General features: G+C 67.8%; 13 protein-coding genes and 1 pseudogene. 9 read left to right on the top strand and 5 right to left on the bottom strand.

The window, feature by feature from the left end; translation table 11 throughout:
- Nucleotides 1-126 (top strand): annotated as a pseudogene (locus ACK4IU_RS11985) (IS481 family transposase); the annotation flags it as partial.
- Nucleotides 127-181: 55 nt separating this feature from the next.
- On the opposite strand, the gene parE reads toward ACK4IU_RS11985, so the two are convergent.
- Nucleotides 182-2131 (bottom strand): DNA topoisomerase IV subunit B, encoded by a 1950-nt coding sequence (gene parE, locus ACK4IU_RS11980; RefSeq protein ID WP_409735352.1) that lies wholly within the window; start codon nt 2129-2131, stop codon nt 182-184.
- Between the two features lie 123 nt (nt 2132-2254).
- On the opposite strand from parE, the gene ACK4IU_RS11975 reads away from it, so the two are divergent.
- Both ACK4IU_RS11975 and ACK4IU_RS11970 read left to right on the top strand, forming a co-directional pair.
- Nucleotides 2255-3139, top strand: coding sequence for an NAD-dependent epimerase/dehydratase family protein (locus ACK4IU_RS11975; RefSeq protein WP_409735349.1), 885 nt, complete (start codon nt 2255-2257; stop codon nt 3137-3139).
- Nucleotides 3140-3473: 334 nt separating this feature from the next.
- Nucleotides 3474-3785: a hypothetical protein gene (locus tag ACK4IU_RS11970; protein WP_409735346.1), complete on the top strand. Its 312-nt coding sequence runs from the start codon at nt 3474-3476 to the stop codon at nt 3783-3785.
- A 131-nt stretch (nt 3786-3916) separates the two neighbouring features.
- On the opposite strand, the gene ACK4IU_RS11965 is transcribed toward ACK4IU_RS11970, so the two are convergent.
- Nucleotides 3917-4576, bottom strand: a complete 660-nt coding sequence (locus ACK4IU_RS11965; protein ID WP_409735343.1) for a glutathione S-transferase family protein — start codon at nt 4574-4576, stop codon at nt 3917-3919.
- A gap of 150 nt (nt 4577-4726) precedes the next feature.
- Here ACK4IU_RS11965 and ppk2 point away from each other — a divergent pair, with 150 nt between their 5' ends.
- The 4 genes from ppk2 to ACK4IU_RS11945 all read left to right on the top strand — a co-directional run bounded on the left by ppk2 (nt 4727) and on the right by ACK4IU_RS11945 (nt 8684).
- Nucleotides 4727-5650: a polyphosphate kinase 2 gene (ppk2, locus tag ACK4IU_RS11960; RefSeq protein WP_409735340.1), complete on the top strand. Its 924-nt coding sequence runs from the start codon at nt 4727-4729 to the stop codon at nt 5648-5650.
- A gap of 52 nt (nt 5651-5702) precedes the next feature.
- Nucleotides 5703-6380: a DUF1007 family protein gene (locus tag ACK4IU_RS11955; protein ID WP_409735337.1), complete on the top strand. Its 678-nt coding sequence runs from the start codon at nt 5703-5705 to the stop codon at nt 6378-6380.
- A complete protein-coding gene (locus ACK4IU_RS11950; RefSeq protein ID WP_409735334.1) occupies nt 6365-7276 on the top strand; it encodes a nickel/cobalt transporter in 912 nt (303 codons plus the stop codon). The genes ACK4IU_RS11955 and ACK4IU_RS11950 overlap by 16 nt, the downstream gene beginning before the upstream one ends.
- A 61-nt stretch (nt 7277-7337) precedes the next feature.
- On the top strand, nt 7338-8684 hold the full coding sequence (locus ACK4IU_RS11945; RefSeq protein WP_409735331.1) for an MATE family efflux transporter: 1347 nt from the start codon (nt 7338-7340) through the stop codon (nt 8682-8684).
- 67 nt (nt 8685-8751) lie between these two features.
- Here ACK4IU_RS11945 and ACK4IU_RS11940 read toward each other — a convergent pair whose 3' ends face one another.
- From ACK4IU_RS11940 to ACK4IU_RS11930, 3 genes are all read right to left on the bottom strand, one after another.
- Nucleotides 8752-10755 carry a capsular polysaccharide biosynthesis protein gene (locus ACK4IU_RS11940; protein ID WP_409735328.1) on the bottom strand — a complete coding sequence of 668 codons (2004 nt, stop codon included), beginning with the start codon at nt 10753-10755 and terminating at the stop codon, nt 8752-8754.
- Nucleotides 10756-10801: 46 nt separating this feature from the next.
- A complete protein-coding gene (locus tag ACK4IU_RS11935) occupies nt 10802-11944 on the bottom strand; it encodes a polysaccharide biosynthesis/export family protein (RefSeq protein WP_409735325.1) in 1143 nt (380 codons plus the stop codon).
- A gap of 76 nt (nt 11945-12020) precedes the next feature.
- Nucleotides 12021-13328 (bottom strand): capsule biosynthesis protein, encoded by a 1308-nt coding sequence (locus ACK4IU_RS11930; RefSeq protein WP_409735323.1) that lies wholly within the window; start codon nt 13326-13328, stop codon nt 12021-12023.
- A gap of 145 nt (nt 13329-13473) precedes the next feature.
- On the opposite strand from ACK4IU_RS11930, the gene ACK4IU_RS11925 reads away from it, so the two are divergent.
- Nucleotides 13474-14070 (top strand): riboflavin synthase, encoded by a 597-nt coding sequence (locus tag ACK4IU_RS11925; protein WP_409735321.1) that lies wholly within the window; start codon nt 13474-13476, stop codon nt 14068-14070.
- 106 nt (nt 14071-14176) lie between these two features.
- On the top strand, nt 14177-14725 hold the full coding sequence (locus tag ACK4IU_RS11920; protein WP_409735318.1) for a hypothetical protein: 549 nt from the start codon (nt 14177-14179) through the stop codon (nt 14723-14725).
- Nucleotides 14726-15038: the final 313 nt, after the last annotated feature.

Genomic DNA, 15038 nt, shown 5'->3' with positions numbered 1-15038 from the left:
AACAGCCAGCTTCCCCAATCGGCCCTGAAGGGACGAACGCCCATCGCCGCCCTCAAGGACTGGCAATGCCAAAGGCCAGAACTGTTCAGGAAGCGAGTCTACAATCACGCGGGATGTGACAGATAGGCTCACCCTTATCGGGCACGCGGTTAAACCAAGAAAATAACCTCATGTTGACTCCTCACACATCCAACTCCTCCACAAACCGCGCGTTCTCCTGGATGTACTGGAACCGCAGCTCCGGCTTCTTGCCCATCAGGCGCTCTACCAGGTCGGAGGTGTCCCCCGGTTCGTCCTCATCAATCGAGACCCGGATCAGCTTGCGCGTCTCGGGGTTCATCGTGGTGTCCTTCAGGTCCTTGGCGTCCATCTCACCCAAGCCCTTGAAACGCTGGACGTCGATCTTGCCCTTGCCGCCGAGGCCCTTCGCCAGCCACTCCTCCTTCTCGGCGTCGTCGGCGACGTACATCCTCCGCGCGCCTTGCGTCAGGCGGTAAAGGGGCGGGCAGGCGAGGTAGAGGTGGCCCTTGTCGATCAGGGGGCGCATCTGGGTGAAGAAGAAGGTCATCAGGAGCGAGGCGATATGCGCGCCGTCCACGTCGGCGTCGGTCATGATGATGATCTTCTCGTAGCGCAGGTCGTCGAGGCGGAACTTCGACCCCATGCCGGTCCCCAGCGCCTCGCAGATGTCGCGGATCTCGGCGTTCTCGGTCAGCTTGGAGGAGGCGGCGCCGAGGACGTTCAGCACCTTGCCGCGCAGGGGCAGGAGGGCCTGGAAGTTGCGGTCGCGCGCACCCTTGGCGGAACCGCCGGCGCTGTCGCCTTCGACGATGAAGAGTTCGGTGCCTTCGCGGGACTTGGCGGAGCAGTCGGTGAGTTTGCCGGGGAGGCGCAGCTTCTTGGTCGCGGTCTTGCGGGCGGTTTCCTTTTCCTCACGCCGACGCAGGCGTTCCTCGGCGCGCAGGACGAGGAAGTCGAGGATCGCTCCGGCCGATTTCGGGTCGGCGGCGAGCCAGGTGTCGAAATGGTCGCGGACGGCGTTCTCGACCCATTTCGCGGCTTCCTCGGTGGACAGCCGGTCCTTGGTCTGGCCGACGAAGCTGGGTTCGCGGATGAAGATCGACAGGAGCGCGCAGCCCCCCGTAAGGAGGTCCTCGCGGGTGATCTGGTCGGCCTTGCGGTTCTTCACCCGCTCGCCATAGGCGCGGATGCCCTTCAGGATCGCGGCCCAGAACCCGGCCTCATGCGTGCCGCCTTCGGGGGTGGGGACGGTGTTGCAGTAGGAGTGGAGCCAGCCGTCCTGCGCGGGGGTCCAGTTGATCGCCCATTCGACCGAGCCGGGGACCTGGTATTTCTCCTCGAAGCTGACGCGGCCGGCGAAGGGGCGATCGGAGTAGGTGGTGACCTTGCGGAGCGAGTCGTTCAGGAAGTCGGCGAGGCCGCCGGGGAAGTGGAAGGTCGCCTCCATCGGCGTGTCGCCGTCGGGGATGGCCGATTTCCAGCGGATTTCGACGCCCGAGAAGAGATAGGCCTTGGACCGCGTCATCTTGTAGAGGCGCGCGGGTTTCAGGGTCTGGTGGCCGAAGATGTCCGGGTCGGGGTGGAAGGTGACCCAGGTGCCGCGGCGGTTCTGGGTGGGGCCGAGTTTCTTCACGGGACCCTGGGGGATGCCGCGCGAGAAGCTTTGTTCGTAAAGCTCACGGTCGCGGGCGACCTGGACCACCATCAGGTCGGAGAGCGCGTTCACGACCGAGGAGCCGACGCCGTTTAGGCCGCCGGAGGTGGAATAGGCCTTGTTCGAGAACTTGCCGCCGGCGTGGAGGGTGCAGAGGATGACCTCCAGGGCGCTCTTGCCGGGGAACTTGGGGTGGGGGTCCACGGGGATGCCGCGGCCGTTGTCGCGGACGGTGACTGAGCCGTCGGCGTGCAGTTCCACCTCGATGCGGTTGGCGTGGCCCGCGACGGCCTCGTCCATCGCGTTGTCGAGGATTTCCGCGACCATGTGGTGCAGCGCGCGTTCGTCGGTGCCGCCGATATACATGCCGGGGCGCTTGCGGACGGGTTCCAGGCCTTCGAGGACCTCGATCGAGGAGGCGTCGTAGGTGGTGGCGCCGGAGAGGAGGTCGTTCATGGATCACCTGTTCAAATGCGCAGGCATTAGAGCATCGAAGGGCATGGGGGCGCAAGATGTGGGGGGTGGTCGAGCAGGGCGGGGCGGCCTAGGTTCAGGGCAAAGCGAATGGAGGACATGACGATGCGGGTACTTTTCACGGGCGGGTCGGGCAAGGCGGGCAGGCATGTGGTGCCTTACCTGGTGGCGCAGGGGCACCGGGTGCTGAACTTCGACCGGGTGTCGCTGGGGCTGGCAGGGGTGCATGACCTGATCGGCGACATCTGCGATGCGGGCCAGGTGTATTCCGCGATGCGGACCCATGCGGGCTATGACGAGATGGAGGACGGCGCGGCGAAGCTGTTCGACGCCGTGGTGCATTTCGCGGCGGTGCCGCGCTATGGCATGGTGCCGGATACCGAGACCTGGCGCGTCAACGTGGTGGGGACCTACAATGTCATCGAGGCCGCGCTGAAGATGGGCATCCGCAAGGTCATCATCGCGTCTTCCGAGACGACCTACGGCGTGTGTTTCAGCGATGGCGTGGTGGACCCCAAGGTCCTGCCGCTGGAAGAGGATTACGACATCGATCCGATGGACACCTACGGCACCTCGAAGAAGGTGAACGAGGTGACGGCGCGCAGCCTGCAGCGGCGGTTCGGGGCGGATGTTTATGCGCTGCGGATCGGCAACGTGATCGAGCCGCACGAGTATGCGACCCTGTTCCCGCCACTTGCCGACGACCCGGGCCTCAGGCGGCGGATAACCTTCAGCTACATCGACGCGCGTGATCTGGGGCAGATCGTGGACTTGTGTTTGCGCAAGGACGGCCTTGGCTTCCAGGTGTTCAACGCGGTGAACGACGAGAACGCGGTGCCGCAGCCGAACTCGGAACTCTTGCCTCGGTTCTTCCCGAACGTGCCGCTGTCGCGGGCGGTGGGAGAGCGGGAGGGGCTATTGTCCAACCGGAAGATCCGGGAGGTTCTGGGGTTCAAGGAAGCGCACAATTGGCAGAAGTACGTGAACTAGGCCGCCGTCGGACCGGGGGGTTTCACACCCCCCGGACCCCCTGTGGGATATTTCGGGAAGAGAAAGCCACTTATCCTTGGGCGGGCCATTAACGTTAATGGGTCTTTTACTCGACTCGGCACAGAGTGATCGGGCGGTACAGGCGGGGACGCCGATGGCCGTGAAGGGAAAGACACCCCGCGGCTTGGCCTGGCCTCCCGCGGGGTGTTGACCGAAGGATCGTGTCGCGTCCCGCTCTGTCCGGGCAAGGAGTGGTTGGACCTGTTGCTTCCAAGCATTCGAAGGCAGGCGGCGGATACAATGGATGCAGGCTTTTCGGATGGGGAGCGCCTGGATGAAGACCATACTGGTCATCAATGGTGCGGAAAACTGCGCCTACGATCATTTCCGGGTTACCGACGAATTCTTCTGTCGCCTTTTCCCGGGTGACGGACAGGATATCGAGTTCATTGAGGACTTTTGCGAACGTCACGCCGATGAGGATGTGGAAGCGGAGTTCGAACAGCTTTGGGCGCGGCCAGTGGGCAAAAGAGACGTGAACGGTATCGATGGCATCCTGTTTTGCGGGCTCTTGGGGAAGAAGATCTACTATCCAAACAAGAAGGATAGCGATCTCGACGCGACAGGACGAGGTTGGAAAAGCTGACCCTTACCTGACCTTGGCAGACATTCCGGTCTTGAGCATTGCTGTCTGGCGCTGCTCGCCCCGGCTTTCTCTTCCCCAAATATCCCACGGGGGTGCGGGGGTGTGAAACCCCCGCTCCGCAGGTGCAATGCTCACACCGGCTCGGCCATTCGCGCTGCCCACATCCTCTTGAACGCCTCGCGTGACTGGCACCGCTCCAGCCAGGCCTTCACTGCGGGGAATTCTCCCAACAAGGTCGGGTGGCCCTGGGCGTAGCGCAGGCATTCGGCCAGGTTCAAGTCGGCCACGGTGAAGCGGTCTCCGACCAGATATGACCGCGCCGACAGATGCGCCTCAAGCCGTTTCAGCGGGCGGCGGAGTTTCTCGGCATTGATCGCGATGGTGCCCTGGCCTTCGGGGGTCTTGTCGCCCCCGGCGCCCTGGACGTTCAGGATCTCCAGCGCCGGCGCCTCGATGGCGGTCACGGCCAGGAGCGTCCATTGGTCGATAAGCGCGGCCTCGGCCGGGGTCTGCGGCCCGAGCATCCCGCCCCGGGTGCGGGCGATGTGGTTGGTGATGGAGAGCGATTCAGTCAGCACCAGATCGCCTTCGACATAGGCGGGAATCTGGCCCTGCGGATTCACCTTCAGGAAGGCGGGCGAGGCGGTGTTCAGCGGTGCGTCCGGCGCGCTGGCCTGGGGCAGGCGGTAGGCCTGGATGACGGGGACGTGCTCGAAGGCCTCGTCCAGTTCGTAGAGCAGCCAGATCGGGCGCGAGGCGCGGCTGCGGAAGACGCCGTAGAGGGTGGGCATGGGGGACTCCATCGTATCCAGCGCCAGCCTAGGCGCTGTGGCGAGCAAGCAAAAGGGGCAAGGAAAGCAGAGCCGTCTTGATCCGTGTCAAGGCAATTTGTCGCAGACTGTGCCTGTTTTGCCCGATCATGTGCAAGGGAGGTGCCCCGTATGGATGACACTGCAACGATCCTGAAGCCCGCCGGGGATGCCGACCCGGTGGCCGAGGCGAAACCGCCGAAGGCCGAGCCGAGCCCGCTGCATCAGGCCTTCGAATCCGGCCGTTATCCCTATGCCCGGCTGATGGGCCGCGCGCCCTACGAGGCCGAGAAGGCACGGCTTCAGGCCGAGCTCTTGAAGGTGCAGATCTGGGCGCAGGACACCGGGCAGAAGTTCGTCATCCTGATGGAGGGGCGCGACGCGGCCGGCAAGGGCGGCACGATCAAGCGGTTCATGGAGCATCTGAACCCCCGCTATGCAAGGGTCTGCGCGCTGACCAAGCCTTCGGACGTGGAAAAGGGCCAGTGGTTCTTTCAACGCTACATCGCGCATCTGCCGACGGCGGGGGAAATGGTGTTCTACGACCGCAGCTGGTACAACCGCGCCGGCGTCGAGCGGGTGATGGGCTTCTGCACGCCGTCCGAATACCTGGAATTCATGCGCCAGGCGCCGGAATTCGAGCGCATGCTCGTCCGGTCGGGCATCCGGCTTTACAAATACTGGTTCAGCGTCACCCGAGAGGAGCAGCAGGCCCGCTTCAAGGCGCGCGAGACCGATCCGCTGAAGATGTGGAAGCTGTCGCCGATCGACAAGGCGAGCCTCGACCGCTGGGACGACTATACCGAGGCCAAGGAGGCGATGTTCTTCTATACCGATACGGCGGACGCGCCCTGGGTGATCGTGAAGTCGAACGACAAGAAGCGGGCGCGGCTGAACTGCATGAAGCATTTCCTGTCCACCATCGACTATCCGAACAAGGATCCCGAAGTGGTGGGCACGCCCGATCCGCTGATCGTCGGCCGGGCGACGCAGGTCCTGGGCATGGGGCCGGCGATCTATGACGTGGCGACCCATCCGGCCATGCTGAAGCGCTGAGGCGCGGATCGGCGCCGGGGGTGGCCTTCACCCCTTGGCTCCGGCCCGGCCGGTGCTTACCCTGCCGGCCATGCTGCGCGCCGCGCTCTCTGCCCTTGTCGTGACCTCTGCCCTGCCGGCCGGGCCGGCCGGGGCGCATCCGCATGTCTGGATCGATACTGGGATCGAGGTGATCCTGAACGACCGCAACGAGGCGGTCGCGCTGCGGATCCGCTGGACCTATGACGAGCTGTATTCGCTGTATATCGTCGGCGACATGGGGCTGGACGCGGACTGGGACGGCAAGCTGACGCCCGAGGAAGAGGCGCGGCTGTCCGGCTTCGACATGAAATGGGACGAGGGTTTTGCCGGCGACACCTTCGCCCTCTCGGGCGAGGCGGCGCTGGAGCTGTCGGGGCCCGAGGAGTTCGGCGCAAGCTATGACGGCAAGCGGATCACCTCGACCCATCTGCGGCGCCTTGCGGCCCCGGTGCCGGTGGGGCAGGTGCCGCTGATCGTGCAGGCCTATGATCCGGGCTATTACGTCGCCTATTCCATTCCCGAGCCGGCGGTAATCACCGGGGGCAGGGGCTGCACGGCGCAGACCTTCGTGCCCGACCTGACCGAGGCGCAGGCGGCGCTGATGGAGGCCCTGAAGGAATACACGCCGGACGTGGATGTCGAGGACACTTTTCCGGCCGTGGGTGCCCAGTTCGCCGAGGAAGTGCGGGTGACATGCGCCGCGCCCTGATGCTGGCCGGGCTGGTCCTGGTGCTGGTGCTGGGGGTGCTCTGGGCCTCGGGCGCGCTGGGGGGGCTGGCGGCCTGGCTTGGCGCGGCGCAGCGGGCGGCGCAGGAGCGGCTGGCGGGCGCGATCCGGGCGCTGCGGGGGGGCGAGGCCGGGGCGCTGACGGCGTTCTGGGCGCTGTGCCTTGGCTATGGCGTGCTGCATGCGGCGGTGCCGGGGCATGGAAAGCTGGTGATCGGCGGCTATGGCCTGGCGCGGCGGGTGCCTGTGGCGCGGCTGGCGGGGCTCGCTCTGGCCTCGAGCCTGGCGCAGGCGGCGGTGGCGGTGGCGCTGGTCTATGGCCTGGTGGCGTTGCTGGGACTGGGCCGGCAGGCGGTCGAGGGCGTGGCCGAGCGCTGGGTGACGCCGGTGGGCCATGCGATGATCGCGGGGCTGGGCCTGTGGCTGGTCTGGCGCGGCGTGCAGGACCTGCGGCGGCAGGTGGCGGCGTCGGCCGATGCTCACGGCCACCACGATCACCATCACGACCACGAGCACGGGCCGGGCTGCACCCATGCCCACGGGCCGACCGTCGAGGCAGTGGAGCATGTCGCCTCGTTCCGCGACGGGCTGGCGCTGGTGGCGGGGATCGCGCTGCGACCCTGTTCGGGGGCGCTGTTCGTGCTGGTCCTGACCTGGCAGCTGGGGATCGCTTTGGCCGGGATCGTCGGCGCCTTCGTCATGGGCCTCGGGACGGCGCTGGTGACGGTCGGGGCGGCGGTGCTGTCGGTCTGGGCGCGCGAAGGGGCATTGCAGGGCCTCGGCACCGGGCGCCTGGCGCGGGCCTTGCCGGTGGTGGAGCTGGCGGTTGGCGCGGCGATCGCGGCGGCGGCGCTGGGGCTTCTGGCAAGCAGCCTCTGACGCCGCGCCGCGGCGGAAAGCCTGCCTTGTGCCTGCCGGGAGGCGCGGGTAAGCCTGCGCCATGGCTATACGGTTGTCCAATTCGGCCCATGCGCGGGAGACGCTTGCGCTGGGCCTGCCCCTGATCGGCTCGCATCTGGCGCAGATGGCGCTGCATGTGACCGATACGGTCATGGTCGGCTGGTACGGCGTGGTGGCCCTCGCCTCGGTGGTGCTGGGGGCCTCCTCCTTCTTCATCGTCTTCGTCGTGGGATCGGGCTTTGCCAAGGCGGTGATGCCGATGGTCGCGGCCGCCCTGGGCCGGGACGACGAGACGCAGGTGCGCCGCGACACGCGGATGGGGATCTGGCTGTCGATCGCCTTCGGCCTGGCGGTCTATCCGGTGTTCTGGTGGTCCGAGCCGATCCTGCGGGCGCTGGGGCAGGACCCGCAGGTCTCGGCCATCGCGCAGGACTACATGCGGATCGCGGGGCTGGGGATGGTGCCGGCGCTGGTGGTGACGGTGTTGCAGAGCTATCTCTCGGCGCTGCACCGGACGCAGGTCGTGCTCTGGGTCACGCTGGCGGCGGTTGCGGTCAACATCGCGGTCAACTGGGCGCTGATCTTCGGCAACTGGGGTTTCCCCGAGATGGGCGCGCGCGGGGCGGCAGTGGCGACGCTGGTTGTGCAGGTCGTCTCTCTGGTGGCCCTGGCGCTTTACGCGCATTTCCTGCCCGCCCTGCGCCGGTTCCACCTGTTCCAGCGCTTCTGGCGGCCGGACTGGCCGGCGATGCGGCAGGTCTGGCGGCTGGGGCTGCCCATCGGGCTGACCGGGCTGGCCGAGGGCGGGCTTTTCCAGGCATCGGCCCTGATGATGGGCTGGATCGGCACGGTGGAACTGGCCGCGCATGGCATCGCGCTGGAGGTGGCGGCGCTGACCTTCATGCTGCATGTCGGCCTGTCCAGCGCCGCAACGATCCGCATCGCGCGGTTCGACGGGCGGGGCGAGCGGACAGAGCTGCGCCGGGCGGCGAAGGTGGCGGTGGTGATCTCCCTGGGCGTGGCGCTGGCCTCGATCCTCCTGTTCCTGTCTGCACCCCGGCCGATCGTCGCGCTGTTCCTCGACCTGACGAAGCCGGAAAGCGCGGCGATCCTCGCCTACGGCACGGTGCTTCTGGGGGTGGCGGCGCTGTTCCAGCTGGCCGACGGGATGCAGGTCATGGCGCTGGGCCTCTTGCGCGGGGTGCAGGACACGCGAATGCCGATGTGGCTGGCAGCGGTCAGCTACTGGTTGATCGGCATCCCGTGCAGCTATGTGCTGGCCTTCCCGCTGGGCTTTGGCGGGGTCGGGCTGTGGCTGGGGCTGGTCGTGGGCCTGGTCTGCGCCGCGGCGAGCCTGATGTGGCGGTTCTGGCGGCTGGCCCGGTAGCGCTCGTCGGCGACTGCGTCCCTCCTCGCCGGTCCCGCGACGAGGCGATGCAATCGCACGAGGAGCTTCAGCGCCAGAGCGGCGCCAGGCTGGCGAAACGGCCCTGCGCCTTGGACAGCAGCCGGTTGAGCCGCCCCGGATGCGGGATCGCCCCCGTGGCCAGCCGCTCCAGCGCCACCTCGGGCGGGCAGGGGCGGCGGCTGACCGGATCCCAGTAGCGCGGATAGGCGATCAGCGCGGCATGGGCGATCTGCACCACGTCGGGCCGCGCCGTCCGCCGCGCCGGAACAGGCCCGAGATCGCGCGTCAGGCCCCAGCCCGCGTAGAAAGGGGCGCCGAGGCAGGTGACGGGCAGGCCGCGGAGCAGCGCCTCGAAGCCAAGAAGCGAGGTCATGGTCCAGACCTCCTGCACCTCGGCCAGAAGCGCCACCGGATCCGCGCCGGAGGCGATGAGATCGGCGAGACCATCCAGATCGGCGGTCGCGATGGCGCCGGCGCGCAGGCCCGCCTCGACATCCGGGTGCGGCTTGTAGATCACCACCGCATCGGGGTTCGCAGCCCGCGCCGCGCGCAGCAGCGCAAGGTTCGTCCGCACCGCGCCCGCCCCCTTGCGGATCGAGGCGTCATCCTCCACCTGCCCCGGCACCAGGATCCGGTGGCCCGGAGGCAGGGCGGGGATCGTGCCACCGAGATTGTATTTCGAGAGGCCCTCTGCGCGCAGCAGGTCAAGGAAGGCCTCGGTCCGGCGGCGCTGCGCGGGGGTGAGGGGCGTTGCGATCAGCCTCTCGAGCCGCGAGGGGCGGGTCGGGTCGTAATAGATGCCGAGGTCGTCCGTCACCAGCGACAGGGGCGGCACCAGTTCCGCGCCAAGCCCGCGCGAGCGCAGGAAGCCGTCCTCGACCCGCCGGCAGGGTGCGGCAGGGGTGAAGTCCTCCGGTTCCCTGCCCGCCCAGACCAGAAGGCCGCGCCCGGTGGCCCTGGCCAGCCGGTCCGCCGCCACGGGATCGTCGCGAAAGCGCAGCGCCCTCGTGGCCCCGAACACCGCCTGCAACCGGGGCCGTTTCCACAGCCGCATCCCCGCCGCGACATGGCCCCGGCGGTCCTCGCGGAAGGCGCGGGCTTCGGCGGCAAGCTGGTGGATCACCTCTTCCAGCCCGCAGAGCCGGTCGCGGCAGGGGTCATACCAGAGCGGCGCCAGCAGCATCGCGCCGGCGAACAGCTCTTCGCGCGTCAGGCGGCGGGTGCGGCGCGGGATCGGCTGTTCGTCCCGGCTGAGGCCCCAGCCGGCATAGAAGGGCTGGCCGAAGATCCAGGGGCGGTGGCCGTGCAGGATCGCCTCGAAGCCGAGTTGCGAGGTGACGGCATAGACCTCGGCCGCGCCCGCGAGAAGACGGTGCGGCGAGACCGGCGCGGTCAGGAGCGTGACGCGGCCTCCGGCGTCAGTCGGGCCGAAATGGCCGGGGCGCAGGCCGGCGGCGGTCTCGGGATGGGTGCGGATCACGATGCGGCGGTCGGGATTGTCGCGCAGCGCGGCCGCGAGCATGCTGCGGAAGGTCGCGGCCGAGGCCCCGCCCTGGCGGATCGAAGCGTCCCCGGCACACTGGTCGATCACCAGAACATAGCCGGGGTCGGGTGCGGCAAGGTCGGACGCATGATTGTTGTATTTTGACAAATCATTTTCAAGGATACAGTCAATCAGAGTGCGAGCCTCACTTAGAATGTCTGAATTATGAAAGTCTGTTGAGGTCAGGATCCGCTCGATCCGCGAAGGTCTGCGGCCGTCGAAATGCACGCCCTCGGGGTCGATCAGGTAGCCCGTGGGCGCTTCGCCCCGCGCGCGCCCGGGGTGGATCGAGCGGAGGAAGGCGTCCTCGACCCGGATCAGCGCGAGGCCGCGCCGGGCGGCTAGCGCCTCGCCGCGCCAGGCGGTGGGACTTGCGCCCCAGACCAGGACGCCCTCGCCGGATCGGGGCAGGCCGAAGCGCAGCTCGTGTCCGGCAAGCGCAAGAACCCGGTGCAGCCGGGCATTGCGCAGGATCGACAGGTTCTGATGCACCAGAACGCGCGGCACCCCGGCCAGCGCCGGATGCGCCCCTGGCCTCGCCGGCAGGGCGGGATCAATCGCCGGTATCGCCGACGCTGGCAAGGCTGGTCGCGGCCGTGGTGCTGCCGGTGATGGCGCCAAGCGTCTTCTGCCACTGCACGAAGGGGGCCTCGGTGACATAGAGCGTGTCGCCGTCGCGGATCTGGAAGTCGCGGGCCTCGAACAGGCCGGTGGGCTCGGTCAGGTCCAGCACATAGACGATGCGCTGGTCGCCGATCAGGTCGTTGCGGCCCAGAACGGCGCGGGCGATTTCCTCGCTTTCGTCGCGCAGGATGAAGACTCCCTTGGGGTCGGCGGCCATCGTGGACAGCCCGCCCACGGTGGCGATGGCCTCGAGTGCGGACATCGATTCGGATTCGAACGGCACCAGGCTTTGTGCGCCGGTCGCCCCGAGCGCGATGAACTTGCGGTCATCCTTCTCGATGTTGATCTTGTCGCCCGGGCGCAGCGCGATGTCGAGCGCGGGGTTCTCGTAGAGATCCTTGAGCCAGATCTTGCCGGTATGCTTGCCGCGCGTCACCCGCACGATGGCGATCGCGGGGTCGATCGTGACGCCGCCGGCCTTGGCCAGCATGGTGGCCAGCGTCCGGGTCGAAGCCTCGATCGGATAGACGCCGTTCAGCCCGGCCTGGCCCGAGATCGACACCGTCGCGCCTTCGCCCGCCACCCGCGAGACGCTGACCTGCGGGTCGGGCGTCTGGTTTTCCAGCTTGCGGGTGATCGCCTGGCGGAGGCCTTCGGTCGTCTGGCCCGCCGCCTTGATGCGCCCGGCATAGGGGATGTAGATGTAGCCCTGCCCATCGACCTGGACATCCGTCAGGCCCGAGACGCGCTGGCCGGTATTGCCGAGCAGCGGGTCGTCCTTGACGTTTTCGTAGACCGTCACGTTGATCGTGTCGCCCGGCGAGATCATGTCCGACGCGACGACACCGGCGTTGCGGAAGCTCTGGCTGAAACCGAAGACCGGCTGCGCCGAGGTGGCGCGCGTCACCGCGGGCGTGACGCGGACAACATGCGCATTTCCCTGCTTGTCCACCGAGCCGGCGAGGATCTCGCGCTTGTTGGGGCCCGAGCGGGGCAGACCGCAGGAGGCCACCAGACCAATCGCGGCAAGCAGCGCAAGCGCCCTTGCCGTGTGCGACACACCAACCTTCACCTGACTGTCCCCTGGCTTCGAGCAGCTTTCTTGCGGCGTAACCTAGCGAAGCCAGTTCACCAAGGCCAGTGCGGAATCAGCGGACGAGCCGCAACTGCTGCCGCGGGCCTGCCGTGCCCTGCAACAGCGACTGGTAGGGGTCTTCCGGCGACAGCATCAGGTCGACAACCTGCCGCAAGAGCCGCCGCCGCCCCCGCGCCGAGTAGAACCCGCCGACCAGTTGCGAGGTTTCCAGGAGGAAGTGGCGGTAGTCACGATAGGCGCGGGTATCCGGCCGATCCGGTGCGGCGAAGAACTCTGCCAGCGGCTGGGACGAGACGAATTGCGGCTTGGCATAGACCGCCGCCCCGAAGGTGCGCAGCGGCAGGCCGCGCCAGAGCGCCTGCTGCCCGGCGGTGGAATTCACCGTCACCGCCGAGCGGGCGTCGTTCAGAAGCTGCGCGAGCTTGCCGCCGCGGACGAAATGCACCCGGCCCATCACGCCGTGCAGGCGGGCCAGCCGGCGGATTTCCGGCAGGAGCGGCACGCGCCCGTCCTCAAGCGGGTGGGCCTTGAAGACCAGGTGGTGATGGCTGGGGGCGCCCCGGGCAAAGCCCGCGATGACCTCGGCCAGGAAGTCGGTCATGCTGGCAAAGGGGGAATGGGCCCGGAAGCTGGCGTCGTGTTCCAGTTGCAGGATCGCCAGGTGATAGGGAAAGCCGCCATTGCGGATGCGCCGGGTGGAGAGGCGCCGTTCGATGCGGTGGACCGGCATCATCAGGAAGCGGCGCAGGTAGAGCCGGAATTCCTGGCCCACCGTCAGCGCGCGGTGCGGACGGAAATTCCGGTAGGCACGGAAGCCGGCCGCGACGCAGCCGTGGTAGAGCGCGCCCCAGAACATGTGCTGGCGCATGTCGCCCCAGGTTGCGGGCACCTCGGGCAGGTCGGGATCGACCCGTGCCAGTGCGCCCCGCATCTCCTCGACCGTCAGGTCCATCAGCCGCGAATGGCCGTTCGATCCGTTACGTTCGTAGGTGACCCAGTAGGGGCGCAGGTAGCCTTCCTCGAACACATGCACGGTGATCCCGCGCGCCCTTGCCAGCCGGATCGCCTGGGCATGGATCGGCCGCGTGTCGCCGTAGAGCACCAGATCAGTGACGCCGAGGTCCGTCATCAGGCGGTCGCAGGTTTCCGGCCAGCAGTCCTGCGGGTCCTCGAAGGCGACGTAGCCGGGGCCGGGCCAGAACACCCGGTCGCCAAGGTTGAAGCCCACGCGCGTCACCCGCGCCCCAGTTCGGCGCAGGTGCTGGCCCAGGCGGTGGAACCAGGGACCGTGCGGGCCTTGCAGCAGGAGGAAGTGGCGGGAGGCGGGGGGCAAGTCGGGCCTTGTGTTCCGTCGGGTCATGCAGCGGTCGTCGGGACAGCCTGCCCCGGAAAGGGTGAAAAGCGGGTGAGGGATGATGGCCCGAACCGGCCGAGGCTTGCAAGCGGCGAGGGCGGGCTTTACCTCGGAACGGCAGGTCGGGATCGAGAGAAGGCGGGGTGCAGTCATGTTTACCGGAATTGTCACCGATGTGGGGCGGATCATCGACACCAGGGTCGCGGGAGACCTGCGCGCACGCATCGGCACGCACTATGACATCGGCGGCATCGATATCGGCGCATCCATCGCCTGCGACGGGGTCTGCCTGACGGTTGTCGCGCTGGGCAGCGAACCGGAGGGCTGGTTCGACGTGGAGATTTCGGCCGAGACGGTGTCGAAGACGAATCTGGGCAACTGGCGCCCGGGCAAGCGGGTGAATCTGGAGCGGGCGCTGAAGGTCGGGGACGAGTTGGGCGGGCACATCGTTTCGGGCCATGTCGACGGGCTGGCCGAGGTGGTGGGGGTCCGGCCCGAGGGCGGGTCGGTCCGGGTGACCTTCCGCGCGCCGGAGGCGCTGGCGAAGTTCATCGCGCCGAAGGGGTCGGTGGCGCTGAACGGGACGAGCCTGACGGTGAACGAGGTCTCGGGCGCGGAGTTCGGGGTGAACCTGATCCCGCACACCCAGGAGGTGACGACCTGGGGCGAGGTGGCCGTGGGGGACATGGTGAACCTCGAGGTCGATACCATGGCGCGCTATGTGGCGCGGCTGCGCGAGTATGATTGAAGTCGGTCCCGGGGGTGGCCCCGGAGGGTTTCACACTCTCCGGACCTCCCGTGGAGTATTTGCCAAAGGGCAAGCGCAGTTCGAATCAGGAGTTTCGGAGTTTTGGATGAGCGGGATCGGGCACAACGGCGGGCCGTCGCTGGAGGGCCGGGTCAGCTGGCGGCGGCACTGCTGGTCCTTGGCGCGCGACGCGCTGTTGCCCACGCTGCCCATCGAAGTGGTGCGGCTGCGGGTCAAGCGGGCCGAGGCACTGGGGCTGGACTACCGGACCTATGCCGGGGTGCGGGCGGCCACAGGGCATGATGTGGTGGCGTTCCTGTTTTCTTCCAACGCCTTGCGCGTCTCGGTGGTGCGACCGGCGATGCCGGAAGCGCGGGCTTTGAAGCTGGCCGAGGTGCAGGGTGGGCGGCTGGCGCTGGCGGTGGCGCCGCTGACGCCCGGGATGGTGGCGGCGGCCAATCCGGTGCTGGACGGGGTTTCCCCCGCGCCCTATGCGCTGGCGGGGTTCGGAGAGATGCGGGAGAGGGTGCGGGCGGCGCTTGGAAAGCTGCCCTCGGACCAGGTGATCCTGGTGGGCGACGTGGGGCTGGAGCGCGACTGGTGCGCGGCGGGGCGGCTGGCCGCCTATCTGCCGGCGGAGCGGTATTTCGGGTAAGGCGGGTTGGTGCGATTGCGCTGCGGGTGGCGCCTTGGGCGTTGGTGCTCCTGGCAGTGTTCCCGGTTCCGACTGTGGCCAGGCTGCATGAACTGGAGATCGACCGGGCGAGCCGTCGGCCGTAGCCTTTGCCTGGGCAAGACGACTTCATCCTGTCGAATTTGCAGCGGATGATCGTCGGCGGGACGACCGGCTTGATCGCCATGGGTCCCGGTGCCGTTCCGGTCCACCTCCGCCGGCTCCATCTTCGGCGCCAGCGATGCAATACGGCGGCCCCGCGGGACCGCCGTTCTGCATTCCATGACTTCGATGG

The sequence above is a fragment of the Tabrizicola flagellatus genome (genome assembly GCF_046295235.1).
Taxonomy (GTDB): domain Bacteria; phylum Pseudomonadota; class Alphaproteobacteria; order Rhodobacterales; family Rhodobacteraceae; genus Tabrizicola; species Tabrizicola flagellata_A.
This window is presented reverse-complemented; position numbering and strand designations above follow the sequence as displayed.